This is a genomic window from Ruegeria sp. BF10 (genome assembly GCF_056538725.1).
On record NZ_JBQFTR010000003.1, the window covers coordinates 238,818 to 262,413 of the forward strand.

Consider the following 23,596-nt stretch of genomic DNA (forward strand, 5'->3'; position numbering starts at 1 on the left):
GTCCGGGTCTTTTTTCTTTTCATCGGTGTTTTGCCGGGCAATATGCGCGCAAGAAAAAGATCGAAAAGGGAAGGCTATGCCATTTTTGCGCGAAACCGAGTTTGCCGCCGAAACCGTCTGGCTTGGCCTTGTTCCTGCGGGAACCTCCTTGCGGGCCAAGGCTGTTGACACGCTGGATCTGGGCTTTGACGATGTGAAGGGTGAGCGCCACGAGGGACACAATCGGGCGTCCTGTGTCAGGGTCTCGAACCTCTACCCGAAAGGCACTGAAATTCGCAATGTGCGTCAGCTTTCAGTTTTGTCCGAGGAGGAGTTGCAGCAGATTGCCCGGGACATGGGGTTGGACCAGCTTGACCCGTCCTATCTTGGGGCTTCCATCGTGCTGCGCGGGATCCCGGATTTCTCACATATCCCCCCGTCTTCACGTCTTCAGGCAAAAAGTGGGATGACGATAACAGTGGACATGGAAAATGCCCCTTGCGTTCTGCCGGGGCGCGAGATCGAAGCGGATCAACCGGGGCATGGTGCGGCTTTCAAACCTGCGGCGGTCGGGCGTCGGGGCATCACCGGATGGGTCGAACGTCCGGGGCGCATTCAACTGGGGGATCGGTTGAAACTGTTTATTCCCGATCAACCTGCCTGGGCTTGTGAAAAAGGGCTTGTTTCCGATTAGAAACCCCTGAAACGAACTTACGACGCTTCGCGACGCCAGAATGTCGGAATCCATGGCTATCGGGATTGTACACAAGGGTATGGAATGCACAGCGCCGACGCCCCGCGTCGGTTTTGCACGGTATTCAATCAAGGACCCCGGCCAATGAGCTACAAATCCGATATCGAAATCGCCCGCGAAGCGAACAAAAAGCCGATTCAGGAAATCGGTGCCAAGATCGGCATCGACTCTGCGGATCTGCTGCCTTACGGCCATGACAAGGCGAAGGTCAGCCAGAACTTCATCAACTCGGTGCAGGACCGCGAAGACGGCAAGCTGATCCTCGTGACTGCAATCAACCCGACCCCGGCAGGTGAGGGCAAGACCACGACCACAGTGGGTCTGGGTGACGGCCTGAACCGCATCGGCAAGAACGCGATGATCTGTATCCGCGAAGCCTCGCTGGGCCCGAACTTCGGCATGAAGGGCGGCGCCGCGGGTGGCGGTTACGCGCAGGTTGTTCCGATGGAAGAGATGAACCTGCACTTCACCGGTGACTTCCACGCCATCACCTCGGCGCACTCGCTGCTGTCGGCGATGATCGACAACCACATCTATTGGGGCAACGAGCAGGAGATCGACACCCGCCGCGTCGCATGGCGTCGTGTGGTCGACATGAACGACCGAGCCCTGCGTCAGATCACCGCCAGCCTGGGTGGTGTGTCGAACGGCTTTCCGCGTGAGGCAGGTTTTGACATCACCGTGGCGTCCGAGGTCATGGCGATCCTCTGCCTGGCGAACGACCTGAAAGACCTGGAAAAGCGTCTGGGTGACATCATCGTCGCTTACCGCCGCGACAAGACCCCGGTCTACTGCCGTGACATCAAGGCCGAAGGCGCAATGACCGTTCTGCTGAAGGACGCAATGCAGCCGAACCTGGTGCAGACGCTGGAAAACAACCCGGCCTTCGTCCATGGCGGCCCGTTCGCGAACATCGCGCATGGCTGTAACTCGGTCATCGCGACTAAGACCGCTCTGAAAGTCGCCGACTATGTCGTGACCGAAGCTGGTTTCGGTGCGGATCTGGGGGCCGAGAAGTTCATGAACATCAAATGCCGCAAGGCGGGCATCGCTCCGTCGGCAGTTGTTCTTGTCGCCACCGTGCGCGCGATGAAGATGAACGGTGGCGTGGCCAAGGCTGATCTGGGTGCGGAAAACGTTGAAGCCGTCAAATCAGGCTGTGCCAACCTGGGCCGTCACATCGAGAACGTGAAGTCCTTCGGTGTACCGGTTGTCGTCGCCATCAACCACTTCGTCACCGATACCGATGCCGAAGTTCAGGCGGTGAAAGACTATTGCAGCGAGCACGGCGTCGAGGCGGTTCTGTCGCGTCACTGGGAGCTGGGTTCCGAAGGGTCTGCCCCGTTGGCCGAGAAAGTCGTCGAAATCGTCGAAGGTGGCACCGCGAACTTCGCACCGATCTACCCCGACGAAATGCCTCTGTTCGAGAAAATCGAAACCATCGCCAAGCGTATCTACCGCGCTGACGAAGTTCTGGCCGACAACAAGATCCGCAACCAGCTGCGTGAATGGGAAGAAGCCGGATACGGCAACCTGCCGGTCTGCATGGCCAAGACGCAGTATTCCTTCTCGACCGACCCATCGCTGCGCGGTGCGCCCACCGGCCATTCGGTTCCGGTGCGTGAAGTTCGCCTGTCCGCAGGCGCCGGTTTCATCGTGGTCGTCTGCGGCGAGATCATGACCATGCCCGGTCTGCCTCGCAAACCGGCTGCTGAAACCATCTGCCTCAATGACGCAGGTGAGATCGAGGGCTTGTTCTAAGCTGCTGAATAAGACATCTCGTGGTCCGGGGGATTCATTCCCGGGCCATGAGGAGATGACGATGCCCACTCTGACACCGCCCCAGAACTGTAACACGATGCAGGACCTGCGGGCCGAGATCGACAAGCTGGATCGCCAACTGATCGAAATGTTGGTGACACGCGCGAGTTACATTGACCGCGCGTCGCAGCTGAAGCCGGGCGAGGGCCTTCCGGCCCGTATCCCGGAACGCGTGGAAGAGGTGGTGCAACGCGTGCGTGCAAGCTCGGATGCGCTGGGGATGGACCCTGATCTGGCCGAGAAGCTATGGCGCATATTGATTGACTGGTCGATTGCACGCGAAGAGCGCGTGATTGGCTCCGACTGACAGACCGGGCGCTTTGTGCGCCCGATCCGTTTTTTGAAAGAAGGGATCGAAACATGGTAGCTCAGGTTATCGACGGTAAGGCCTTTGCCGCAAAAGTGCGCGCGCAAGTGGCCGATCAGGTTGCAAAGCTGAAAGAGGAAAACGGCATCACTCCCGGCCTGGCCGTGGTTCTTGTGGGCGAAGACCCAGCCAGCCAGGTCTATGTCCGCTCGAAGGGCAAAATGACTGTTGAAGTCGGCATGAATTCGTACGAGCACAAACTGGATGCCGATACCTCGGAAGAAGATCTTCTGGCGCTGATCGACAAGCTGAACAACGACCCGGCCGTGCATGGCATTCTGGTCCAGTTGCCGCTGCCCAAGCACCTGAATGAAGACCTGGTGATCAATTCCATCGATCCGGCCAAAGACGTCGACGGGTTCCATATCTCGAACGTGGGCCTGCTGGGCACCGGTCAGAAATCGATGGTGCCCTGCACCCCGCTGGGTTGCCTGATGATGCTGCGTGACCACCACGGTTCGCTTTCCGGCATGGACGCGGTTGTGATCGGCCGCTCGAACATTGTGGGCAAACCGATGGCGCAGCTGCTGCTGGGCGATAGCTGCACCGTGACCATCGCGCATTCGCGCACCAAGGATCTGCCGGATGTCGTGCGCCGTGCCGATATCGTCGTGGCTGCGGTGGGTCGTCCTGAAATGGTACCGGGTGACTGGATCAAGGAAGGCGCGACCGTGATCGACGTAGGCATCAACCGCATCGAACGCGACGGAAAGAACAAGCTTGTCGGTGACGTGGACTATGCCAGCGCGTCCCAGCGTGCTGGCGCCATCACTCCGGTTCCGGGCGGTGTAGGTCCGATGACCATTGCCTGCCTGTTGGCCAACACTTTGACTGCGTGCTGCCGCGCCAACGCTCTGCCCGAACCAGAAGGTTTGACGGCGTAAGGTAATCTGGTCGGGTCGATCATGTCGGCCCGGCACACTGCTCGGTTGTGCATGACCTCGTGGGACAATCATTGCACGCTGTGGTCATTTTGCCCTGAATGGGTTTGACAGCTTTGAAAATCGTGATATCCCCGTATTCCCAGTTGGTTACAGGTAAGGTGCCTAAGTGCTCGTCGTGCTAAGGTTGAATTCTGATAAATCGTGCACAAAAGCGGTATGACATCCAAGATCAAAGTTGTCCGGAATGCTTGTACCCCACAGCGAGTGACGGCGGGCGTTGTCTTTCTTCCATTGCTTGCCTACGCGTTTCCACCGTTTCTGGTTGCTGATCTGACCTTTGGATTGCGTCTACTTTTCTGGACCGGGGTGATGGTTCTTGCCCTGACGGTCACCGGGTTGGCGCGCAAGCTGATGCAGAAAAACCCTGTTCTTTTGAATGTTCCTGCCCGTGATCTGGCATTTGCGGCACTGATCCTGGTTCTGTTCACGCCGTCCCTTTGGATGTTGGCATGGGTCCTGTTCACGTGTGGAGGTCACATGGCACCAGGCGCCCACACCGTAGCAGTGTATGGGGTCTTGTTTGCAACGGGTCTGGTTCTTGTGCAGCGCAATGATCTGAATCCATTGATGGCCTCAACGCCTGAAATCGAGAAGCCGCGCCTGATCAGGCGTCTGCCGCCTGATTTCGACGGCCAAATCCATCGTCTGACGGTCAGGGATCACAATGTGGATGTTGTGACCTCGGAAGGCACGTTCACGATCCGCTCACGCTTTACGGACGCAATTGCCGAGATGGAGCCGGTTCCCGGGCACTGTTCGCACCGTTCACATTGGGTGGTGGACGCGTCCATCGTTAGGGTTGAAAAAACGGCGGGCAAAACCTTTTTGCGCCTGGCGAACGGCGATCTGGTTCCAGTGAGCCGCAAGTACAAACCGAAGTTGGAAGAAGACGGGTTGATCTGAATTTAACGTGGCATTGGAATCATCCGCGGATGCGGGCCGGTCAGAATGGCCATGGCGTCCGCGCCCAAAAGATCGGAAAGTGCCCGATCCGAACTGCGCAAACCCCCGGTATAAGCTCCGTAGGCAGGCAGGATCAGCCGATTTCTGTCCAGCAGAAAGGCGGGCCGGGAAATGTGCCGGCCTTTTGTCCGAATCTGTGCTTTCGGATGAAAATGGCCTGAAACCTCGCCTTGTGGCCGATCCTGGGCGATATGACGAAAGATAAGCGGGCCACACTGCCATTCGACCAAATGAGAGCCCCCCATCTCGATCGGGCCGGGATCGTGATTTCCTTCGATCCAGATCCACTGACGCCCGGCCTGCAAAGTTGCAATTCTCAACCCTTCTACGTCGGGCAAGGCCCGGGCCGCTTCGAGATCGTCAAAGCTGTCGCCAAGGCAGATGACGGTTTCGGCGCTGGTGTGTTCCAGATCGCGCGCCAGACGGTCTAGCGTCTCGCGACTGTCATAGGGGGGCAGCGTAGCCCCGCCCCGACGGGCCATGCGCTCGGATTTCCCCAGATGCAGATCCGAGACACAGAGCAGTCGCCGCGCCGGCCACCATAATGCGCCAGACGGCAGCGCATTGAGTTGCTGGCCTGCAAAGGAAAATTTGCACACGTTCATGATACGTTCTTGGCCCGATTCCACATCTTGCGCAAGGGGGATCAAAGCTGGTCCAACCCGGCGGCTTCCATCAGGCGCGCGCTTTCTTCGGCAAGCAGCCTTTCTTCGGCTGCCCCTTTGACAGGCACCTTTCCGACCTCAAGAAACAGCGGCGCGGCCAGTGGGGAAACGCGGTCCAGACGCAGCAGGTCTATGCGGTCGCCGATGCGCGCCAGCATCGCCTCGATACGACCGAAGTCAACCAACCCGCGCATGGCCTCTTCGCGGGTGATCTGCATCAACAGATGATCGGGATCATATTTCAGCAGTGTGTCATAGAGAATATCCGACGAAAACGTGGCTTGCCGTCCGGTTTTACGCTGTCCGGCCATGTTGCGTTCGATCAGACCGGCAATCGTGGCCGACGCGCGAAAGGTACGCTTCATAACCGCGTTGCCCGCCAGCCATGTGTCCAGCCCGTCACGCAGCGCTTCGGGTTGAAACAAAGGGCGCGGGTCAGTGACCGCATCCAAACCCCAAATCAGCGTGGCATAGTCTGTGGCGACAAACCCCAGCGGGGCCAAACCGGTTTCCTCCATCCGTTTGGTCAGCAGCAGGCCCAGTGTCTGTTGCGCATTGCGACCAGCGAATCCGTAAACGCACAGATGCTCTCGCGCGTCACTTGGAAAGCTTTCGATCAACAGACGATCGCGTTGAGGCAGGCGGGACACTTGGCGCTGCAAGACCAGCCAATCCGCCGTATGAGAAGGCAGGTGCGGCCAGTCAGTTTGGGCGAACATGCGCAGAATGCGGTCGCTGAGTTGCGTGGAAGTCGCAAATTTCGTGCCCGAGAAGGTCGCGATCTTTGGTTTGCGATCTGCGCGACGGCTGACCTCGACCACCATTTCGCGCAGGCCCTCATAGCGCACGATCTGCCCACCGATCAGGAAGGTATCGCCGGGGGTCAGCGAAGCAGCAAAGGCTTCTTCGACTTCGCCCAACGGTTTTCCACCACGGCTGCGCTTCAGGCGTACCTTCAGGGTGTCGGTATCCTGAATCGTGCCCAAGTTCATGCGAATGCGTGACGCAGCGCGAGGATCGCGCAATTGCCATTGCCCGTCGGCACGCTGCTGCAACCTTTGCCAGCGATCATAGGCGCGCAAGGCGTAGCCCCCGGTGGCACAGAAATCCAGACAGGCGTCAAATTCGGGTCGCGTCAACTGTGCATAAGGTCCGGCGGATGTCATCTCGACATACAGATCATCGGCGTCAAAGGGCCCGGCACAGGCCGCAATCAGAATGTGCTGGCACAACACATCGCGGGGGCCGGGGCCTCGGGGTTCCCCGTCCAGGTCATGGGCTTTGGCGGCCTCGAGCGCAGCGACGCATTCGACAACTTCAAAACGGTTCGCAGGAACCAGCAGCGCCTTGGAAGGCGCGTTATAGCGGTGGTTGGCCCGACCAATCCTTTGCACCAGCCGTTTGACGTTCTTGGGCGCACCGATCTGAATCACCAGATCGACATCGCCCCAATCAATGCCCAGATCGAGGCTGCCGGTGCAGACGATGGCGCGCAATTCGCCACGCACCATCGCGGCTTCGACCCGCTCGCGCTGCTGTCGGTCAAGACTGCCATGATGGATGCCGATGGGCAGGCCGTCGTCATTCGCCAGCCACAGGCTGTGAAAATAGATCTCGGCCTGCGCGCGGGTGTTGTGAAAGATCAGCGTGGTCTTGTGCCGCCGAATCTGGTCCAGCACAGCCGGAATGGAATAGGCCGCGCCTCCGCCGGACCATGGCGGCATTTCGGTTGTTTCCAGCATCTGGATGTCCGGGTCCGGGCCGGGGTCGGCCTGCACGATCCGGCAGGGGTCTGGGTGGCGCGCCAGAAAGCGGGCAATCGCCGTGGGGTCTTCGACCGTGGCCGACAGGCCGACGCGACGCAGATCCGGGTTGAGGCGCTGAAGACGCGCCAGGGCCAGCATCAGTTGATCACCGCGCTTGCTTTCCGCCAGTGCGTGGATTTCGTCGACGATGATCCGCTGCACCCCATCGAACATGCGCGGGGCATCCTCGTACGAGGTCAGCAGTGCCAGACTTTCCGGTGTGGTCAGCAGGATATGGGGTGGATCGGCCCTTTGGCGTTTTCTCTGCGTGGCCGAGGTGTCACCGGTGCGATCCTCGATCCGAATGGGCAGGCCGATCTCGTCCACCGGGGTGCGCAGGTTACGCTTGATATCCGCCGCCAGCGCCTTGAGCGGCGAGACATAGAGTGTATGCAAACCGTTGTGGCCTCCATCGGCCAGCTCGGACAGGGAAGGCAGAAAACCGGCCATGGTCTTGCCGCCACCGGTCGGGGCGATCAGCAGGGTTGCCGGGTCCTTCGCCCGATCGAACATCTCTTGCTGATGTGGGTGGATGGACCAGCCTTTGGTGGAAAACCACGTATCAATCCGAGCGGGAATCTGCGTCATGGTCACAGATTACCCGCCCGAAGTAGGGATTGGCACGGCGTTATTTGACGATTTTCTCGTCTTTTACGAACATGTTGGCCCAGGCGCGGTCAATCAGGTCAGGGTTCATCTGATAAGGAATGCCCTCGAACTCGCAGATCGAGATCATCTGATCGATCAGGAAGATCGGTTGGTAGTTGGCATAGATATTGTTGATGGTCGGGTATTTGACCTTCAACAGGTGCACCAATGCCGCCTCGTCCAGCGGCATTCCACGTTTGCGGGCCACCATGGCAAAGATTTTCAGGAAGTTCTCCTGGTTCGGGCCGTCAATCTTGATCTTGAAGAAGATCCGGCGCAGGGCAGCCTGGTCGAAGATCTCGTTCGGGTGGAAGTTGGTCGAGAAGATGACCAGCGTGTCGAAGGGCACTTCGAATTTTTCACCCGATTGCAGGCCGAGGATATCCTTGTTTTCCTCCAGCGGGACGATCCAACGGTTGACCAGCGCCTGCGGCGGCTCGGCTTGCCGGCCAAGGTCATCCACGATGAAAATGCCACCGGTGGATTTCAGTTGCAACGGGGCCTGATAGGTTCGTGCGGTTGGGTTGTAGACCAGATCCAACATGCTGAGCGAAAGCTCACCACCGGTTACGACGGTGGGGCGTTCACATTGGACATATCGGGAATCGAACCGCCTGCGACGACGCAGGCTGTTGGGGTCGTCCGGCTCTTGTTCGATCGCCGTGTGCACGATCGGGTCATAGACCGTGATCACCTGACCCGCATATTCTATGGCGTAGGGCACATAGACGTTGTCACCCAGCGCATCCCGTATGCCGTTCGAGATCGAGGATTTACCGTTGCCCGGAGGACCATACATCAGAATCGACCGGCCCGCGCTGACCGCCGGGCCCAGATGATCCAGCAGGCTGTCGGGCAGGACCAGATGGCCCATTGCACCCACGAGTTGTTCTCGCGTGACCTGAATGTTGCGGATCGACTGGCGTTTGACCTGCTCGCGATAGACATCGAGCGGCACCGGCATCGCACCAAAATACTCGGATTGGCTCAGCGCATCCAGCGAACGGGCCTTGCCCGCATCGGTCAGCTGATACCCCATCTCATTGCCGCTATTGGCGTTCAGTGTTCCGGTCGCTTCAAGCAGTTTCTGATCGCGCGCGATGTCGATCAGTTCCTGAGTAACCGAACCCGGAAGACAGATGGCTTCGGCCACTTCTGACACTGTGCTCGCGTTTTTGCGAAAAATCGTCTTAAGCAGAATATCCCGCATCATTACAAGCGGAAGCTTCATTTCGCCCAGACCCTTGGGGGCAGGGGGGGCCATAACTGAGGAAGTCTGCATATTCATGCGCGGTGCTCGTCCATCAAAATGTCACGCCAAGAACCCGAAAACGGGCGTCTTGAAGAAAATGAACCAGCTTTGTGGCGGGACAAAGGCAGCGGCAAGGCGCGCTGATGATAGTTTACGATCCGAGAACAGTGCCCAGAATCAGGTACATCGCCAATGATCCGCCCAAGGCGAACCCCATCGGAAACTGTTTGCCCCGATCCCAGCTTTCCCAATGCGGTGCAATGGTGCGCAGCTTTGTGATTTTGGCCAAACGATGAGTGAGCACGGCAGCCAGAACGCAGGCGGTCAGGATCATCAGCACAATTCTCAGATCGCCCAGCCAGACAAACGCCGACGCGGCGGCCAGAAACTTGGCATCGCCAGCGCCCATGGTGCCCGCAGCATTCAGCAAGATACCGATTACCAAAACCACGACGATATGCAGCAGTTGCCAGAAATAGACCGGCATGGACACGGTGAACGGCCCCAGATTGCCGCTGATGCCGCCTGTGGACCAGGGCGGGATGCCGATCAGACCTATCACGATGTAAACCAACGTCAGCGCAAGGACTGCATGGTTCTTGATCCGCATCTCACGCATATCCGTGAAGGCCACGTAAAAGCAGATCGGCAGCACAAACGGCAGAAACCAGGCCGCTGCCACTGCGGGTATCTGCATGTGTCAGGCCCCTTCAAGTGCCCGAAGCGAGCGGACCGCCTCGTCGAAATGCTGCGGGTGGGTTGAAATGGCTTCGCGGAACAGGTTTTTGGCGGTGGTTATGTCGCCCTGTTTGACCGCTGAAATACCCATTGTATTGAGCAGACGCGCCCGTTCGACCTGTGTCATGGGGACGACCGGCAGGTTGTAGTTGCCTTGTGCCGACCGCGCCAAAACCAGGTTGTTCTTGGCGGTAAACAGCGAGTTGTCCTGACGGATAGCTTCCGAGAACAACCGCTCGGCTTCGGCATATTCGCCGCGGCTCAGCTTGGAATATCCCCAGTTGTTCATCACGCTGCCCGGACGTGTCGTCAGCCCGACAGCGGTTTCATAGAAATGATCCGCGCGTTTCCACTCTTTCCGGGAATCCGCAACGACTGCCTCGAGGCGATACCGTTTGAAGGTTTCAAAGGTGGGGGGAACCGAATCCAGAACCGTTTTGGCCTGCGACCAGTCGCCGTTTCGGACCAATGCGTCCGCGTATTCAACCTTGTCCGCGGCGTTCGAGCCCTTCATCGTTGTGACGCGCTTCCACGCGGTTACGGCCTCGGTCGTGCGTTTGGCGCGGCCCAAGGAAATTGCCAGTCCGCGTTGAAGATCGATCCGGTCCGGGTTTTTGAGCGCTGCACCGTGGAAATAGGTCACCGCTTCATTTGGATCTGCGGCGCTCAGAAGCACATCGTTCAGGTTTGTTTCGTCGATAACGTTCACTTCCTGAAACGTTCGTTCAACCTTTTCCTCTTCGGTTTCCTTTGCACAGGCCGAAAGGATCAGACCACTGATAACAACAGTCGGAATCAAGAATTGCTGGCGCATTTTTTGCGTCCTTTACTGCTCTCGCCTCAATTACTGGATCTTGCGTAGCGTGAATTGCCCGTCGCCAAGCTGCTCCAGTGTGTATTCTTGTTGTTCTTGTGGGGTATTATTAACAGAATTTTCCATTTTTGCGAGTGCTAAGCGCAGATTGTCCCGGATTGCGTCACTTTCGCCATTGTCCAGCGCATAGGCCCGCCGAAACACTTGCGCGGCCTCGGGGTATTCCTGTTTCTCCATCAGCAGGACACCCAGATTGTTCCAGGCCACCGGCCAGTCCGTGTCGTCTTCGACGGCTCTGCGCAGCAGTTTTTCGGCCTGTCCCAAGCGGCGTAGCCCAATATTCGCAGTACCCAGAGACGTCAGGACCTGGGGCGTCATACCCTGGTCCAGCGCGGCCCGGGTAAAGGTTTCAAGCGCCAGTTCGTATTCTCCGGCTGCCATCAATCTGTTTCCGACCTCGATGCTGTCCTCGGCCTGACCTTTGGCGTCAATTCCCGGTGCATCCAATCCGTTAGGTGACAGGCCTTCTGTGCAAGAAGCCACCATGGCAAAAACCATGGTGGCCCAGAGCGTTCGGCGAAACCCGGAAGGGAAGCACCTGAATTCAGCTTTCATATGGCTCTATCCGACCTAGCGTCCAAAACTCGAAATAACGTTCGCCGACGGGCCAACCAGAATGATCAGCAGCGGTGGGACCGTCAGCATCATTGTGACAAGAGTCATCTTGGTCGGCAACTTGTTCGCGGCCTCTTCGGCGCGCATCACGCGTTTGTCGCGCATCTCACCGGCGTAAACCCGCAATGCCTCGGCAATTGATGTACCAAATGTCGCCGATTGGATCATAACGGTAACAAAAGAGTTCACGTCCTGAACCCCACAGCGCACGCCGAAGTCACGCAGGACGGTGTCCTTGTCCTTGCCGGCCTTCATTTCATACGCGACGGTTTCGAATTCCTGCGCGATATCCGGATAAGACGCGCTCATTTCGCTGGCCACGCGAACGATGGCCTGATCCAGCGATTGACCGGCTTCAACGCAGACCAGCATCAGATCAAGCGTATCGGGAAAGCCGGCGGTAATCGCTTCCTTCCGTTCTTCAACCCGGCGCGTAATCCAGTATTTGGGTGCGAAATAGCCGATCGCGCCGGGGACAAGCACCCGGATCATCATCTGTGTTCCGGTAAACTCCTGGCCGCCGGAAAAAACCGTGACCAGCAGAACACCAATGATAATGCCAAGGATACCCAGAGAAAACTGCGCAAAGTGGAAGAACCGAACCGAATCCTTCGACCTGTAGCCCGCCTGACGCAGCTTCAACTCGACGGCCGAGTATTCTTCTTCGTTCTTGGGCTCAAGGAAAGTTGCGAACTTCTCAAGCTGCTCGTTTCGGTTCGAGTTTCGAAGCTGCTCTTTCTTCCCCTTTTTCTGCTTTGGAGGAGCCGCATTCGATCTTTGCAGTTTCTTCAAGGGGTCTTCGGGCTGCTTCATGATCAATGTGACAGCGACCAGAACCATAAGCAGGCCAAGTACGCCGACAATGATCAGGGGGCCGAATTCGCCCAGGTGCTGGGTCAACAGGTCATTGATGCCGGTCAGGATTTCCATGGTGCTGCCCTCAGACCTTGATGTTGGTGATGATTTTCATGACGATCAGGTTCAGTGTCAGCAGGATGGCGACAACAAAACACGCGGGAATAAACCAGGGGTGATCCAACACCTCGTCGTAATAGCCCGGGTCCTTGACCAGAATGAAAATCAGACAGGCAACAGGGAACCCGGACAGGAACTTGCCGGACCATTGTGCCTCGGCCGTAATCGCCTTGACCCGACGGAACAGGCGAAAACGCGCACGGATCACCTTTGCCAATCCGGCCAGAATTTCGGCAAGGTTACCGCCGGATTGCTGCTGAATACCCACGGCTACGGCCAGAAAGCGCATATCCTGCATGTCCAGACGTTCAGCCATGTCCTTCAGCGCCTCGCCCACATCGCGGCCATAGGCACATTCATCGGCGATAACGCCAAATTCGGTTCCCAGAGGATCCTGAACTTCGTTTGCAACCACCTGAATCGTCGAGACGAACGGGTTACCGACACGCAACGAGCGCACCATCAGTTCAACCGCATCGGGCAGTTGTTCTTCAATCATCCCCATGCGTTTCTTGGCCTTGTGGTTGACCCAGGCGTAAACGCCGCCAATGCCGATTGCGATGGAAACAACGATGCGCAGTGCCGTGTCCGTAGCGGTTCCGATGCTCAATCCGACAAAGGCCATGGCTGATACCAGCCCCATGATCATGATCAACTGACGGGGAGAGAACGCGATTGCCGCCTTTTGCGCCTTGTCAGCGAGAAGTGAATACAGAGGAATGCTCTGTGATTTCATATGCTGCTGCATTTCTTTGCGCAGCTGTTCCAGCACCTGTTCGCGCCCGGCACCTTTTTCCAGCATGTCCAGGCGTCGGTTGACTCGGCTGTTCAGGCTGATGGACTTGCCGAAGGCAACAAGATAGATGCCCTCGACCAAGGCAAGAACCCCCACAAAGATGGCGACATAAATGATCGCCTCCATAGGCAATTGCATACCTGGTTCTCCTACATTGTGGTTGGGTCGTAGATGGACGCTGGCAAGTCAAAGCCCCATAGACGGAACCGTTCCGAATAGTGGCTGCGGACGCCGGTGGCGGTGAAATGCCCGATGATCTTGTTGTCGGGTGTCAGGCCAACGCGTTGAAAACGAAAGATTTCCTGCATGGAAATCACGTCACCTTCCATCCCGGTGATCTCGGTGATCGAGGTCATCCGGCGCGACCCGTCCTGTAGGCGGCTGGCTTGCACGATCAGGTTCACAGCCGAGGCGATCTGACTGCGGACCGCCTTGATCGGCATTTCGATCCCGGCCATCGCGATCATGTTTTCCAGACGTGAAATACCGTCCCGGGCCGAGTTGGCGTGAATCGTGGTCATAGATCCGTCGTGACCGGTGTTCATGGCCTGCAACATGTCGATGACTTCGGCGCCGCGCGTCTCACCGACGATGATGCGGTCAGGACGCATACGCAGGGCGTTTTTCAGACAGTCGCGCGGGCTGACTTCACCTTTGCCTTCCACGTTGGGTGGGCGGCTTTCCATCCGACCCACATGGGTCTGTTGCAGCTGAAGTTCCGCGGTATCCTCGATGGTCAGAATACGCTCGGCGTCGTCGATAAAACTGGACAGGGCGTTGAGCGTGGTCGTTTTACCCGAGCCCGTACCCCCGGAAACGATGATATTCAGCCGGGTGGACACGGCGGCCTGCAAATAGGCGGCCATTTCTTCGGTAAACGCACCGAAATTGACCAGATCGTCAATGCCCAGCTTGTCTTTCTTGAACTTACGAATGGAAACAAGCGATCCGTCCACCGCAATCGGGGGCACCATGGCGTTGAAACGCGAGCCATCTGCCAGACGGGCGTCAACATACGGGTTGGATTCATCGACACGGCGGCCTACGGCGGACACGATCTTGTCGATGATCCGCATCAGGTGCTTTTCATCCTTGAAGGTAATGTCGCTGAGTTCCAGCTTGCCGGCACGTTCCACAAAGATCTGTTGTGGACCGTTCACCAGAATATCGTTGACCGTATCGTCCTGAAGCAGCGCCTCGAGCGGGCCGAGACCCGTCACCTCGTCATAAAGCTCCTTGTTCAGCTGGGATCGGTCTTCGCGGTTCAGAACAATGTTTCTTGTTTCCAGAACTTCACTGGCGATGGCACTGATTTCAGCGCGCAACTCTGCTTCGCCGGCGTTTTCAAGCGCGGCCAGGTTCAGGTTTTCCAGCAGTTCGCGGTGCAGTTCGATCTTGATCTCACCCAGCCGCTCCTTGCGTTTGCGGTCTTTGTCTGAACTTGCGACCTCACCTGCATTCTTTTTCACGGGTTTGCGTGCCACCGCGGTCGCGACAGGTGTCGCTTGTGCAGAAGGTGCCGCTGTTTCAGCCGGTTGTGCCGGCGATTTGACGGGCTGCGCTGCGGGTTGCTTTTTGTATCTTGAAAACACGGCTTATCCCCCCTTGGGATGATGTTTACGCAGCTTCTTCGGCACTGCTGCCGAGGCTGTGAAGCGACTTCGCCAGCTTTGAGATTTCCCGGCGCAACGGGTTCTTGGCGGCCGCATTTGCCAGAGGCAGACCATGATCCCCACTTTGCATGACCGGTTTGCCACCATCAGGCAGCAGCAGGTCGATGGAGATTCCAAGGCTTTCCCCCATGCGTTTCACGCGGCTTTTCCCGTTCAGATCGGTAAACTTCGGCGCCCGGTTCAACGCAAAGCGCAGCTTGTTGAATGGCAGTTCCTCTGCCTGCAACGCACGTTTCAGGCGCAGGGCATTCTGGGCGGACCGCATGTCCAGCTCGATCATGGCGAAATACACATGGGCGGCCTGCAAAACTGTTTCCGACCACAGGACCAGCGTCTTTGGCATGTCGACAATGACATAGTCGAAATGCGCGCGCGCCATGTCGATCACGCGCTGAATGTCTTCCGGAGTGATCAAGTCAAGCGGCACCATGTCGGACGGCGCCGTCAAAACCTGAAGCTTTTCTTCATATGTTTGAAGGGCTTGCGAGAATACTTCGCTGTCCATCGCGTCCGTGTCCGACAGCATTTCAAACACTGTCTCTCGTCGCGGCAGATCCAGATAGGTGGAAACGGTCCCGTATTGCAGGTCCAGATCGATCAGGCACACGGTCGGCGCGTCTTTGTCCGAGACACAGGCCAGTTCCCAGGCCAGGTTAACGGCCAGTGTCGTTGCGCCGACTCCACCTGCAAGGCCCTGAACGACAAACAATGCGCCTTCCTTGGACGCGCCACCGGCCAGGGGAACGGCGGTCGCCTGTGCCACGGCAACCGGGTCGGGCTGCTTCATACGCTCGATGGCTTCCTGCAATTCGCCTTCGGGAAGAGGATAGGGGACGAACTCGTCCGCACCCTTGCGCAGCAGTTGGTGCAAAGACGCCGGAGTGACATCCTCGGCGATCAGAACAACTTTTACTTTCTTTTCATTGGCTTGAGTGATTATTTCACCCAGCAGAGACAGGTTGTCTTCGTCTTCTCCGTCGATCGCCAGCGCTACGAATTCCAGCGTTTCAGCTTCGGGTTGGCTGAAAAAGGCCAACGCTTCTGCAAACCCCAGATCTCCCCAGCGCTCGCCCAAGATGGCTTCCATGTCTTCGATCAGAAGGTCGAAATTCTGAACATCCCGACTGATGGTGCAGGCCAAGATTGCAGTATTGTCGTCTTGCGGCGTCGCGCTGGTCATAAACACTATCCTCGTCGTGAGGGCTCAGCATGTCATATGAACGAAATCCGCCAGATGGATGTGCTGTCGCCCCAATACGGTCAAATTTGGCCGCAGGTCACCCTATTGTTCACAATGTCGCTTTGAAGTTGGGCAAGAATTGGGCGCAAAAGAACCAATTGTAGGGAAATGGGCGACGATGCCGCCCATTTCAAACGTATTATCCACCGCCGCCGGCGCCGTCCTGCGCGGTCACTTCCTGAATTATGCTTACAGAGGTCGCGCTTTCCACATACTCGCGGTAAACGATCTCAGCGTATTTGCCGTCCAGAAGTTGCGGGTTGCGATCAACGAATCCTGAAACTTCGGTAACCGTTCTGCGATTCCTGCGATCGCGGTTCTGCGTTGCGATCAGCGGTTGCGTTTTGCCGAATGATACCACCGCCTCAAGCCGCGAGCGCGAGATACCCTGCTGCCCCAGAAACGCGACGACTGCTTGCGCGCGGCGTAAGCCAAGGCTTTTGTTGTAGCTGGTTGACCCCACAGCGTCCGTATGTCCGTAAACGCGGAAACGGGCTTCGGGGAACTGTTTGATCCAGTCCGCCTGTTGCAACAGAATGCGCTGAGCCGAAGCATCCAGTTGCGAGCTGTTGAACGCAAAGTTTACCTGGCTGGGCACGTCAGCGGCAAACCGGCGGCTGAGAATTTGCGCATAGGTCAACTCGCCGCTTTGAACCTGGACGTTGTTGAGCGTCGCGTTTCCGAAAGTGCCTGCGTCGATCTCGTACCCGGCCTCGCGGGTACAGGCGGCGACAGCGACCGAAAGACCCAGTGTGATAATCCACTTATGCATTGGTCCTATCCTCCTGATCAATCTAGGACGTAGCCGTAGGAGCTGCCGAAGTTCTGTTTGGCAACCTCTGACGCTCCGCCGGCGCCCGAACGCTGTGTGCGCGCCACCCGGCCGTTCAAGAACAAGTCAAATTCGCTGGGCGGTTTGACCCGATCGGTTGGAAGCGCAAGAGTTTCGCCCCGAGTCGGTGAAACCAGGTGCGCCGTGATGATAACGACGAGTTCACTTTGCTCGCGCTGGTAGTTGGCGCTGCGGAACAACGCGCCCAGAACCGGCACATCTCCCAACCATGGAATCTGGTTGCTCAGATCCGCGAAATTGTCCTGGATCAGGCCTGCAATGGCAAAGCTTTCACCATCGCGAAGTTCGATCGTTGTTTTTGCCCGGCGAGTGATGAAACTGGGAACCGAATCCCCGTTGATGGTGAAATCCGAGCTTTGATCGATACTTGAAACGGCCGTGCCCATTTCAAGATTGATCAGATCGCCGTCCACGACGCGTGGAATAAAGTCCATCTCGACGCCGAAGGCCTTGTATTCGATGGCCACAACGCCGTCATCCTGCGGTACCGGAATGGGGACTTCGCCACCGGCCAGGAATGATGCCTCCTGGCCGGACAGAGCGGACAGATTCGGCTCGGCCAGGCTGCGGGCCAACCCCTTGGCTTCCAGTGCTTCCAGCAACAGGCGAACCTGCGTCGAACCCGCGCCGAACCCAAACAGGATTGCGCCTGTATTGGCTTGAACAGTCGGAATGTTGTTCGCCAAAGCGTTGTTCAGCGCGAACTGGTTGTTGAGCGTATTGATGCCCCCCGTAACGTCACTTCCGCCGAAACCAAGCGATGCCGTCAGGCTTTTGGCGACCGAGCGGTTCATCTCGGCAAAGCGGACTTTCAGCATGACCTGCTGGACACCACCGACCGACATCAGGTTCGAGACACGATCGGGGGCATACCGTTCAGCCAGTTCCAGCGCGCGTGCCAGTTTGGCCGAGCTGGAGATCGTACCGGACAAAACAATACCATCATTGGCTGTGCGAACTTCTATGGGTTCGTTGGGCAGGATCTGACGCAGACGTTCCTTGAATTCCGTAACATCCGGTGCGACCCGGACGCGGACATTGGCCAAAAGATTGCCCGCGCCGTCAAACAGCGTCAGCGTGGTCAGGCCCGGGGCCTTGCCCAGAACATAGATCGTGCGCTCCGACAAAGAAGAGATATCGGCAATGCCGGCGTTGGCAATGCTGAGCTCTGCGAAAGGTTGCTCGCTTTCTACGACGATTGCGCGGTTCATCGGGACATCAAGTGTTTCCACCGTCCCTTTTTTCACCACGCGTAAAGTTTCAGCCCAGGCGGTGTCGCCAATGGGGGCCATAACAAGCGACAACCCCAGCAGGGTTGCGCTGATCCAGGAACGTATTGTCATGTGACCTGCCTCTCCGATCACGCCTCGTTTTTTTGGGTCTTGTGCCCTATGGGATGAGAGACTGCGCGAAATCCGAATTTATTGCAATAATCAATGGTTTCCGTAAGTTTCCTTATGTGGGGAATTGGCAACAATCGCAAAAAAATGAGCCGCACCAAGGGTGCGGCTCTGAACCTGTAACGTTCTGAATTGGCGTCAATTTGTGCAGGGGATAGGCACATTTACGATTTCGCCACCACGGCGGATGCGTGTTGTGCATACCTTTTCGATTTTTGCCTCGGGTTCCGGGGCAGTTTTCTGAATTCCCAACAGTTTGTTTTGGTCCACCTCAATCGTGGACGCAACGGATTCATCCTGTACGCCAACCAAAGCCAGGGAAAGACGCCCCGTGTTCTGGGCCTGTGCCAGCGCGGCGACCTGTTCCGGTGTGGCCGCAACCGTAACTGTACGTGCAATGGTCGTGTTGGTGACGTCCGAACCAGCGGTCTGGTCGACGGCAATGAGTTGCACGTTGGTTTCGATCAGTCGGGTGATTCCGCCGCTGCTCCCTTCGATCGTTCCACTGGAACCGGTCCAATAGATGTCGACAGTGTCTCCGGGCCGCAGGAATCCGGAAACGCCCGAGGCCACGTCAACGCTGATTGCGAAGGCGCGCATACCTTTTTCCAGACGTGACGTCAGCCCGGCTTTTTCGCCCGGACGAGTGATCTTGACCTCCATGATCGCTTCGTCTTTTTCCATTGCCCTCAAAACGAAACGTTCATTTGCGCCGCTTTCGGGGAACAGGGCTGTGAGCTCGGTGAATGTACCTTCGGGGATCGCGTTTTCCGGCCAGTCAACAGCGCGGATATCTTCCTCTGTCAACCGCTCGCCGTATTTCAGAGCGCGATTCGACACAAAGACAGTGACAGTTGGAACGACATCAACTTTGGCATTGGCCAGGGCCTCTTCCGCAGCAAGTCTTTGGCGTGCCAACTCGCTTTGGTATTCCGCGATATAGTTTCGCGCCATGTAGACGGCGCCCCCGGCCAGTGCAATGCCGACAATCAGGACAAGTCCGAAAACTGCTCGCATGCGTGTACCTCATTCTTTTGTTTGGTCGAATACTTAGCGGCCAAGGAACCACATTGAAACAGCCTATTTGCTAACCGCAAATTGTGTCGAAATGTGGGACAAATATGCCTGATTGTCAGATTCTGCGCCATCTTCCGCACAATTATTCATGGTGAGCGTTGCCTTTCCTCACGATTGCCAGCGGATCGTGCGCAACAAAAGAGCGCCGCACCCCATGGGCGCAGCGCTTTGCGTCGAAACGATTAAACGTAACGTCTTTGGAAAACAGCTGATGCGTACACCTGCCGCGACTTAGTTTCCGCCGCCAGCGGTTCCCGCCGTGATAATACCAGACGGTGCAGTGTTCGACCCGGTGCTGACGACGGCGCTGTTCATGGCCCCGTTGATATTGCCGCCCATGCTGTTGACGCTTGAGCTGATGACAAGGTAGGTCGCGCCCGACAATCCGATGACCACGGCGGTCAATACCACCCAGTCAACTGTCACCGCTCCTGCTTCGTCGGATTTAAACTGATTAAGGAACCTGAACATGTGCTTATCTCCAAATACGTCGCGTCAGTGCCACCGACAGGTTGGCCCGTAACTGGTTCGCGCGGATGGCGAAATTTGGGCTAAATATTGATTTCGAAGGAAATTTCGGTCTCAGGCAGAGACCGCGCGTGTGTCGAATTGATCGGGACAGAAGAAACACAGGGGTTGCAGCAAAATACCCCGGGCGTCGCGATTGCCTTCACAGCTTGCCTGCCTGCAAGATTTAGCGAAATTGAGATTGGGCAGTTTCAGGTCACAAAAAAAGGCCGCGCCCGTTGAGCGCGGCCTTGAAAATTCTCTAGGTCAGCAACTTAGTTGCTTTTGCCTTCGCCGGTGATACCACCTGTCGCGGTGTTGCTGCCGGTGCTCAGCGATGCGGCGTTCAGCGCTTCGTTTACGCCGGTTGCCAGGCCAGTGGCGCCAGCCGAGATCTGCTGATATGCAACGGCGGCCAGGCCGATGACTGCTGCGGTCAGAACAACCCAGTCAACTGTTACTGCGCCGTCTTCGTCTTTGCGGAAGTTCTTGATGAACTTGATCATGTTACGTCCCTCCTAAAGGATCAAAAAGAGTTTAACAAACCTCGGCGTCTTTCAGAGCTTTCTCTCTCAGTCCGCTCATGTCCGTCTCGGTATGGGACTATGTTTGACTGTTGGGCATGGCAGGAATTGGGCCAAACACCGATTTTTTTTCGCGCAGCTTAACTTTTTGGTTATAAATTGGATAACCATATGAAAATAAAGGGTAAAAAAATCACCACGATTGAGCCGAAGGCTCTGTAGCGATGCAAAATTGCGCCAAATGAGGCGAAACTGCCCCATTTCGCTTTGTTTTTCTGGCCTTGCGGGAAGATTCGGGGTTCAAATCGCCTAAAAAGAAAACACGAGGCAGGCAAATGAATCTCCGGAACGCACTTCAATGCGCCGGTGTGCTGGCGTTTCTGATATCGGGCACCGCATCCGTAAATGCGACCGAGACAGAGCCGCGCGGCGTATACAAACGCGTCAAAGCCCCAAAACCCGGTGAACGTCCGCGTGTGACCGTGCAGATCACACCGGAAGAACACGCAGCCAAGCCTTCAGCGCCCAGCACGGGCACTGAACTGGTGGTGCCGGAAATCATCGCGCGCACCAAAGTCGCTCCGCTGCCGGCGCCCGGTGCGGAGGTCAAACGAGACCCCAATGGATCGTACAAGGCTTTCTGGAACCGGATTTCACCGCACATTGATGAAGGCGGGGCCGGGCGGCTTGACGCGGCCATCAACGCCCTGGCCGCAACCAACGTGAGATCACCGCGACTGCAATCGCTGCAAGATATCGCAAAGGAACGCGGGATCGAGATCCTTCGTTCCACTGTGGGAACCAATGTTTCACCGGCGCTGGTGCTTGCGGTCATCTCGGTGGAATCGGCCGGGCGCGCAGACGCGGTCAGTTCCGCAGGCGCGCAGGGGCTCATGCAGTTGATGCCCGCCACGGCGGCCAGATTCGGGGTAAAGGACAGCCTTCAGCCCTCTGAGAACATTGCGGGCGGTGTAAAATACCTCAACTGGCTGATGGAAGAGTTCGGGAATGATCCAATACTTGTATTGGCTGGATACAACGCGGGTGAGGGGGCCGTACGCAAACACAGCGGCGTGCCGCCCTATGCTGAAACCCGAGACTACGTGCCAAAAGTCCTCGCCGCGTTCCAGATCGCGCGGGCCTTGTGCACGACGCCGCCGGACCTGATTTCCGACGGCTGTGTTTTTCAGACTTCCAACTAAAAAGGCCCGCCGCGATCTGGCGGGCCTTTGCAATTGATCAGGAAACGATTGTCGCTTCCGTCGCGGCGCGCAGCTCGTCTTCGCTGACACCTTCCGCCAGTTCGACGATTTTCAGACCGCCTTCGACCACATCCAGCACACCCAGATTGGTGATGATGCGATCCACGACGCCCTTTCCGGTCAATGGCAGGGTGCATTCCTTCAGCACCTTGCTGTCGCCGTGCTTGTTGGTGTGGTCCATCACCACGATGACCCGTCCGACGCCTGCAACCAGGTCCATCGCGCCGCCCATGCCTTTCACCAGCTTGCCGGGGATCATCCAGTTGGCCAGATCGCCTTTCTCATCGACCTCCATCGCGCCCAGGATTGCCGCCGCGATCTTGCCGCCGCGGATCATGGCAAACGACGTGGCGCTGTCGAAATAGGCCGTGCGGGACAACTCGGTGATCGTCTGCTTGCCCGCATTGATCAGGTCCGGGTCTTCTTCGCCCTCAAAGGGGAAGGGGCCCATGCCCAGCATGCCGTTTTCCGATTGCAGCGTGATGTCCTTGTCACCCACATAGTTTGCCACCAGCGTCGGGATGCCGATGCCGAGGTTCACATACATGCCGTCTTCCAGTTCCTCTGCCGCGCGTGCGGCCATCTGATTGCGGTCCCAGGGCATTATGCTTCCTCCTTCTTGCGGGTGGTGCGCTGTTCAATGCGCTTTTCGTGTTCGCCCTGAACGATGCGATGCACATAGATACCGGGCAGGTGGATGCAGTCGGGATCCAGCGAACCGCGCGGTACGATCTCTTCCACTTCGGCCACGCAGATCTTGCCGCAGGTCGCGGCAGGAACGTTGAAATTGCGGGCGGTCTTGCGGAACACCAGATTGCCGGTGTCGTCAGCCTTCCAGGCTTTGACGATGGCCAGATCGGCAAAAATGCCTTCTTCCAGAATGTAGGTCTCGCCGTTGAAGTCCTTGTGCTCTTTCCCTTCGGCGATCACGGTGCCGACGCCGGTCTTGGTGTAAAAACCGGGAATGCCCGCCCCACCGGCGCGCATCCGTTCGGCCAATGTGCCTTGGGGGTTGAATTCCAGTTCCAGCTCACCACTCAGATATTGGCGCATGAACTCGGCGTTTTCACCGACATACGAGCTGATCATCTTTTTGACCTGCTTGGTCTGCAACAGGATGCCGATGCCGAAATCGTCCACACCTGCATTGTTCGACGCAAAGCTCAGGTCTTTGACGCCCGATTCCCTGATGGCCTCAAGCAACAATTCCGGAATGCCGCACAGGCCAAACCCGCCAGCGGCGATCAGCATGCCATCCGACAGCAGCCCATCGAGCGCCTCGGTGGCATTGGCATAGACTTTCTTCATGGAAAACTCCCCCAATGACATGGTGATGGGCAGGTTGTGCCGTCGCGTCACGGGGAAGTCAATGAAACCGGAGGCGGGGTCGTATTTCTACCAATGGAAAGAGCTGTTGCAATTGATCAGGCGGCTCAACATGTCTGCCGCACCATTATAGGAGGTTGATAACATGAAGCGAATTTGTGCCGAAGCAACCGCTGGTGCTGCGCTTTTGGCTATGTGAGCCTATGAGCCTGAGCAGGCGGCGGTACTTCAGCTCGATGATAACAAGATCAAAGCTGTTGGTGCCGGATACTCTGAGAAGTCTTCATTTGAATCTGCAATTTCAACCGCCAATGAACGGTGTGCGCAGCAGGACAAAGAGGCCTTCGTTCTGGCCAGCGATACCGGCTGTCAGGGGGTGGACAAGAATACAGCCCTGATCGTCTATGTCCTGACCGCCGCTGCCCAGAAATCAGGCCGCGCCCGGTTCCTCTCCAAGCTCAAGCGGTTCGGAAGACCGGCAGACGACGCTCAAAGTGCGGTGCGGCCCTCAGCCCAGGTCATTCGCTGACAGCCCGCC

24 protein-coding genes are annotated in these 23,596 nt (G+C 57.3%); 7 read left to right on the forward strand and 17 right to left on the reverse strand.

All coding sequences use genetic code 11. The features are described from left to right. The first annotated feature begins 76 nt into the window (after positions 1-76). The 5 genes from ACR0DJ_RS14185 (at position 77) to ACR0DJ_RS14205 (ending at position 4,768) form a co-directional block, all read left to right on the forward strand. Positions 77-673 (forward strand): MOSC domain-containing protein, encoded by a 597-nt coding sequence (locus ACR0DJ_RS14185; RefSeq protein WP_480685361.1) that lies wholly within the window; start codon positions 77-79, stop codon positions 671-673. A gap of 144 nt (positions 674-817) precedes the next feature. Continuing rightward, positions 818-2,494, forward strand: coding sequence for a formate--tetrahydrofolate ligase (locus ACR0DJ_RS14190; protein WP_170344980.1), 1,677 nt, complete (start codon positions 818-820; stop codon positions 2,492-2,494). Between the two features lie 61 nt (positions 2,495-2,555). Beyond that, the gene (locus ACR0DJ_RS14195) at positions 2,556-2,861 is read left to right on the forward strand and encodes a chorismate mutase (RefSeq protein WP_480685363.1); all 306 of its coding nucleotides are present in this window, start codon (positions 2,556-2,558) and stop codon (positions 2,859-2,861) included. Positions 2,862-2,914: 53 nt separating this feature from the next. Further along, the gene (folD, locus tag ACR0DJ_RS14200) at positions 2,915-3,805 is read left to right on the forward strand and encodes a bifunctional methylenetetrahydrofolate dehydrogenase/methenyltetrahydrofolate cyclohydrolase FolD (protein WP_170344982.1); all 891 of its coding nucleotides are present in this window, start codon (positions 2,915-2,917) and stop codon (positions 3,803-3,805) included. A gap of 216 nt (positions 3,806-4,021) precedes the next feature. Then, positions 4,022-4,768, forward strand: a complete 747-nt coding sequence (locus ACR0DJ_RS14205) for a LytTR family DNA-binding domain-containing protein (RefSeq protein ID WP_480686277.1) — start codon at positions 4,022-4,024, stop codon at positions 4,766-4,768. Positions 4,769-4,770: 2 nt separating this feature from the next. On the opposite strand, the gene pdeM is transcribed toward ACR0DJ_RS14205, so the two are convergent. From pdeM to ACR0DJ_RS14280, 15 genes are all read right to left on the reverse strand, one after another. Beyond that, a complete protein-coding gene (gene pdeM / locus ACR0DJ_RS14210) occupies positions 4,771-5,433 on the reverse strand; it encodes a ligase-associated DNA damage response endonuclease PdeM (RefSeq protein WP_480685366.1) in 663 nt (220 codons plus the stop codon). Positions 5,434-5,474: 41 nt separating this feature from the next. Beyond that, on the reverse strand, positions 5,475-7,886 hold the full coding sequence (locus tag ACR0DJ_RS14215) for a ligase-associated DNA damage response DEXH box helicase (RefSeq protein WP_425079786.1): 2,412 nt from the start codon (positions 7,884-7,886) through the stop codon (positions 5,475-5,477). A 40-nt stretch (positions 7,887-7,926) separates the two neighbouring features. After that, a complete protein-coding gene (locus tag ACR0DJ_RS14220) occupies positions 7,927-9,234 on the reverse strand; it encodes an ATPase (protein ID WP_170344986.1) in 1,308 nt (435 codons plus the stop codon). A gap of 115 nt (positions 9,235-9,349) precedes the next feature. After that, positions 9,350-9,895, reverse strand: a complete 546-nt coding sequence (locus ACR0DJ_RS14225; RefSeq protein ID WP_480685367.1) for a prepilin peptidase — start codon at positions 9,893-9,895, stop codon at positions 9,350-9,352. Positions 9,896-9,898: 3 nt separating this feature from the next. Next, positions 9,899-10,750, reverse strand: a complete 852-nt coding sequence (locus ACR0DJ_RS14230) for a tetratricopeptide repeat protein (RefSeq protein ID WP_257600220.1) — start codon at positions 10,748-10,750, stop codon at positions 9,899-9,901. A 30-nt stretch (positions 10,751-10,780) separates the two neighbouring features. Then, positions 10,781-11,308: a tetratricopeptide repeat protein gene (locus ACR0DJ_RS14235; RefSeq protein WP_480686283.1), complete on the reverse strand. Its 528-nt coding sequence runs from the start codon at positions 11,306-11,308 to the stop codon at positions 10,781-10,783. A 72-nt stretch (positions 11,309-11,380) separates the two neighbouring features. Next, positions 11,381-12,355 carry a type II secretion system F family protein gene (locus tag ACR0DJ_RS14240; RefSeq protein ID WP_257600221.1) on the reverse strand — a complete coding sequence of 325 codons (975 nt, stop codon included), beginning with the start codon at positions 12,353-12,355 and terminating at the stop codon, positions 11,381-11,383. A 10-nt stretch (positions 12,356-12,365) separates the two neighbouring features. Next, the gene (locus tag ACR0DJ_RS14245; RefSeq protein WP_152457244.1) at positions 12,366-13,334 is read right to left on the reverse strand and encodes a type II secretion system F family protein; all 969 of its coding nucleotides are present in this window, start codon (positions 13,332-13,334) and stop codon (positions 12,366-12,368) included. Positions 13,335-13,345: 11 nt separating this feature from the next. Next, positions 13,346-14,788: a TadA family conjugal transfer-associated ATPase gene (locus tag ACR0DJ_RS14250; protein WP_170344990.1), complete on the reverse strand. Its 1,443-nt coding sequence runs from the start codon at positions 14,786-14,788 to the stop codon at positions 13,346-13,348. Positions 14,789-14,813: 25 nt separating this feature from the next. Continuing rightward, positions 14,814-16,049 carry a CpaE/TadZ family protein gene (locus tag ACR0DJ_RS14255; protein ID WP_170344991.1) on the reverse strand — a complete coding sequence of 412 codons (1,236 nt, stop codon included), beginning with the start codon at positions 16,047-16,049 and terminating at the stop codon, positions 14,814-14,816. 199 nt (positions 16,050-16,248) lie between these two features. Further along, positions 16,249-16,881: an OmpA family protein gene (locus ACR0DJ_RS14260; protein WP_480685369.1), complete on the reverse strand. Its 633-nt coding sequence runs from the start codon at positions 16,879-16,881 to the stop codon at positions 16,249-16,251. Between the two features lie 17 nt (positions 16,882-16,898). After that, positions 16,899-18,305, reverse strand: coding sequence for a type II and III secretion system protein family protein (locus ACR0DJ_RS14265; protein ID WP_480685370.1), 1,407 nt, complete (start codon positions 18,303-18,305; stop codon positions 16,899-16,901). A 195-nt stretch (positions 18,306-18,500) separates the two neighbouring features. Beyond that, complete coding sequence (gene cpaB, locus ACR0DJ_RS14270) at positions 18,501-19,379, reverse strand: Flp pilus assembly protein CpaB (RefSeq protein ID WP_170344994.1); 879 nt, start codon at positions 19,377-19,379, stop codon at positions 18,501-18,503. Between the two features lie 291 nt (positions 19,380-19,670). Next, positions 19,671-19,910, reverse strand: coding sequence for a hypothetical protein (locus ACR0DJ_RS14275; RefSeq protein ID WP_170344754.1), 240 nt, complete (start codon positions 19,908-19,910; stop codon positions 19,671-19,673). A gap of 311 nt (positions 19,911-20,221) precedes the next feature. Then, complete coding sequence (locus ACR0DJ_RS14280) at positions 20,222-20,452, reverse strand: Flp family type IVb pilin (protein ID WP_117869713.1); 231 nt, start codon at positions 20,450-20,452, stop codon at positions 20,222-20,224. A 353-nt stretch (positions 20,453-20,805) separates the two neighbouring features. On the opposite strand from ACR0DJ_RS14280, the gene ACR0DJ_RS14285 reads away from it, so the two are divergent. Continuing rightward, entirely contained in the window at positions 20,806-21,672 is an 867-nt protein-coding gene (locus ACR0DJ_RS14285; RefSeq protein WP_257600224.1) for a lytic transglycosylase domain-containing protein, read from the forward strand. 37 nt (positions 21,673-21,709) lie between these two features. Here the strand turns inward: ACR0DJ_RS14285 and ACR0DJ_RS14290 are convergent, their stop codons facing one another. After that, complete coding sequence (locus ACR0DJ_RS14290) at positions 21,710-22,336, reverse strand: CoA transferase subunit B (protein WP_152457252.1); 627 nt, start codon at positions 22,334-22,336, stop codon at positions 21,710-21,712. After that, on the reverse strand, positions 22,336-23,040 hold the full coding sequence (locus ACR0DJ_RS14295) for a CoA transferase subunit A (protein WP_480685371.1): 705 nt from the start codon (positions 23,038-23,040) through the stop codon (positions 22,336-22,338). The genes ACR0DJ_RS14290 and ACR0DJ_RS14295 overlap by 1 nt, the downstream gene beginning before the upstream one ends. Before the next feature lie 394 nt (positions 23,041-23,434). On the opposite strand from ACR0DJ_RS14295, the gene ACR0DJ_RS14300 reads away from it, so the two are divergent. Further along, positions 23,435-23,587, forward strand: coding sequence for a hypothetical protein (locus tag ACR0DJ_RS14300; protein ID WP_480686278.1), 153 nt, complete (start codon positions 23,435-23,437; stop codon positions 23,585-23,587). The last annotated feature ends 9 nt before the right edge of the window (positions 23,588-23,596 follow it).

Coding starts and splice junctions, on each gene's coding strand:
- ACR0DJ_RS14185 (WP_480685361.1), top strand. CDS start 77: ATGCCATTTTTGCGCGAAACCGAGTTTGCCGCCGAAACCGTCTGGCTT.
- ACR0DJ_RS14190 (WP_170344980.1), top strand. CDS start 818: ATGAGCTACAAATCCGATATCGAAATCGCCCGCGAAGCGAACAAAAAG.
- ACR0DJ_RS14195 (WP_480685363.1), top strand. CDS start 2,556: ATGCCCACTCTGACACCGCCCCAGAACTGTAACACGATGCAGGACCTG.
- folD (WP_170344982.1), top strand. CDS start 2,915: ATGGTAGCTCAGGTTATCGACGGTAAGGCCTTTGCCGCAAAAGTGCGC.
- ACR0DJ_RS14205 (WP_480686277.1), top strand. CDS start 4,022: ATGACATCCAAGATCAAAGTTGTCCGGAATGCTTGTACCCCACAGCGA.
- pdeM (WP_480685366.1), bottom strand. CDS start 5,433: ATGAACGTGTGCAAATTTTCCTTTGCAGGCCAGCAACTCAATGCGCTG.
- ACR0DJ_RS14215 (WP_425079786.1), bottom strand. CDS start 7,886: ATGACGCAGATTCCCGCTCGGATTGATACGTGGTTTTCCACCAAAGGC.
- ACR0DJ_RS14220 (WP_170344986.1), bottom strand. CDS start 9,234: ATGAATATGCAGACTTCCTCAGTTATGGCCCCCCCTGCCCCCAAGGGT.
- ACR0DJ_RS14225 (WP_480685367.1), bottom strand. CDS start 9,895: ATGCAGATACCCGCAGTGGCAGCGGCCTGGTTTCTGCCGTTTGTGCTG.
- ACR0DJ_RS14230 (WP_257600220.1), bottom strand. CDS start 10,750: ATGCGCCAGCAATTCTTGATTCCGACTGTTGTTATCAGTGGTCTGATC.
- ACR0DJ_RS14235 (WP_480686283.1), bottom strand. CDS start 11,308: ATGGTTTTTGCCATGGTGGCTTCTTGCACAGAAGGCCTGTCACCTAAC.
- ACR0DJ_RS14240 (WP_257600221.1), bottom strand. CDS start 12,355: ATGGAAATCCTGACCGGCATCAATGACCTGTTGACCCAGCACCTGGGC.
- ACR0DJ_RS14245 (WP_152457244.1), bottom strand. CDS start 13,334: ATGCAATTGCCTATGGAGGCGATCATTTATGTCGCCATCTTTGTGGGG.
- ACR0DJ_RS14255 (WP_170344991.1), bottom strand. CDS start 16,049: ATGACCAGCGCGACGCCGCAAGACGACAATACTGCAATCTTGGCCTGC.
- ACR0DJ_RS14260 (WP_480685369.1), bottom strand. CDS start 16,881: ATGCATAAGTGGATTATCACACTGGGTCTTTCGGTCGCTGTCGCCGCC.
- ACR0DJ_RS14265 (WP_480685370.1), bottom strand. CDS start 18,305: ATGACAATACGTTCCTGGATCAGCGCAACCCTGCTGGGGTTGTCGCTT.
- cpaB (WP_170344994.1), bottom strand. CDS start 19,379: ATGCGAGCAGTTTTCGGACTTGTCCTGATTGTCGGCATTGCACTGGCC.
- ACR0DJ_RS14275 (WP_170344754.1), bottom strand. CDS start 19,910: ATGTTCAGGTTCCTTAATCAGTTTAAATCCGACGAAGCAGGAGCGGTG.
- ACR0DJ_RS14280 (WP_117869713.1), bottom strand. CDS start 20,452: ATGATCAAGTTCATCAAGAACTTCCGCAAAGACGAAGACGGCGCAGTA.
- ACR0DJ_RS14285 (WP_257600224.1), top strand. CDS start 20,806: ATGAATCTCCGGAACGCACTTCAATGCGCCGGTGTGCTGGCGTTTCTG.
- ACR0DJ_RS14290 (WP_152457252.1), bottom strand. CDS start 22,336: ATGCCCTGGGACCGCAATCAGATGGCCGCACGCGCGGCAGAGGAACTG.
- ACR0DJ_RS14295 (WP_480685371.1), bottom strand. CDS start 23,040: ATGAAGAAAGTCTATGCCAATGCCACCGAGGCGCTCGATGGGCTGCTG.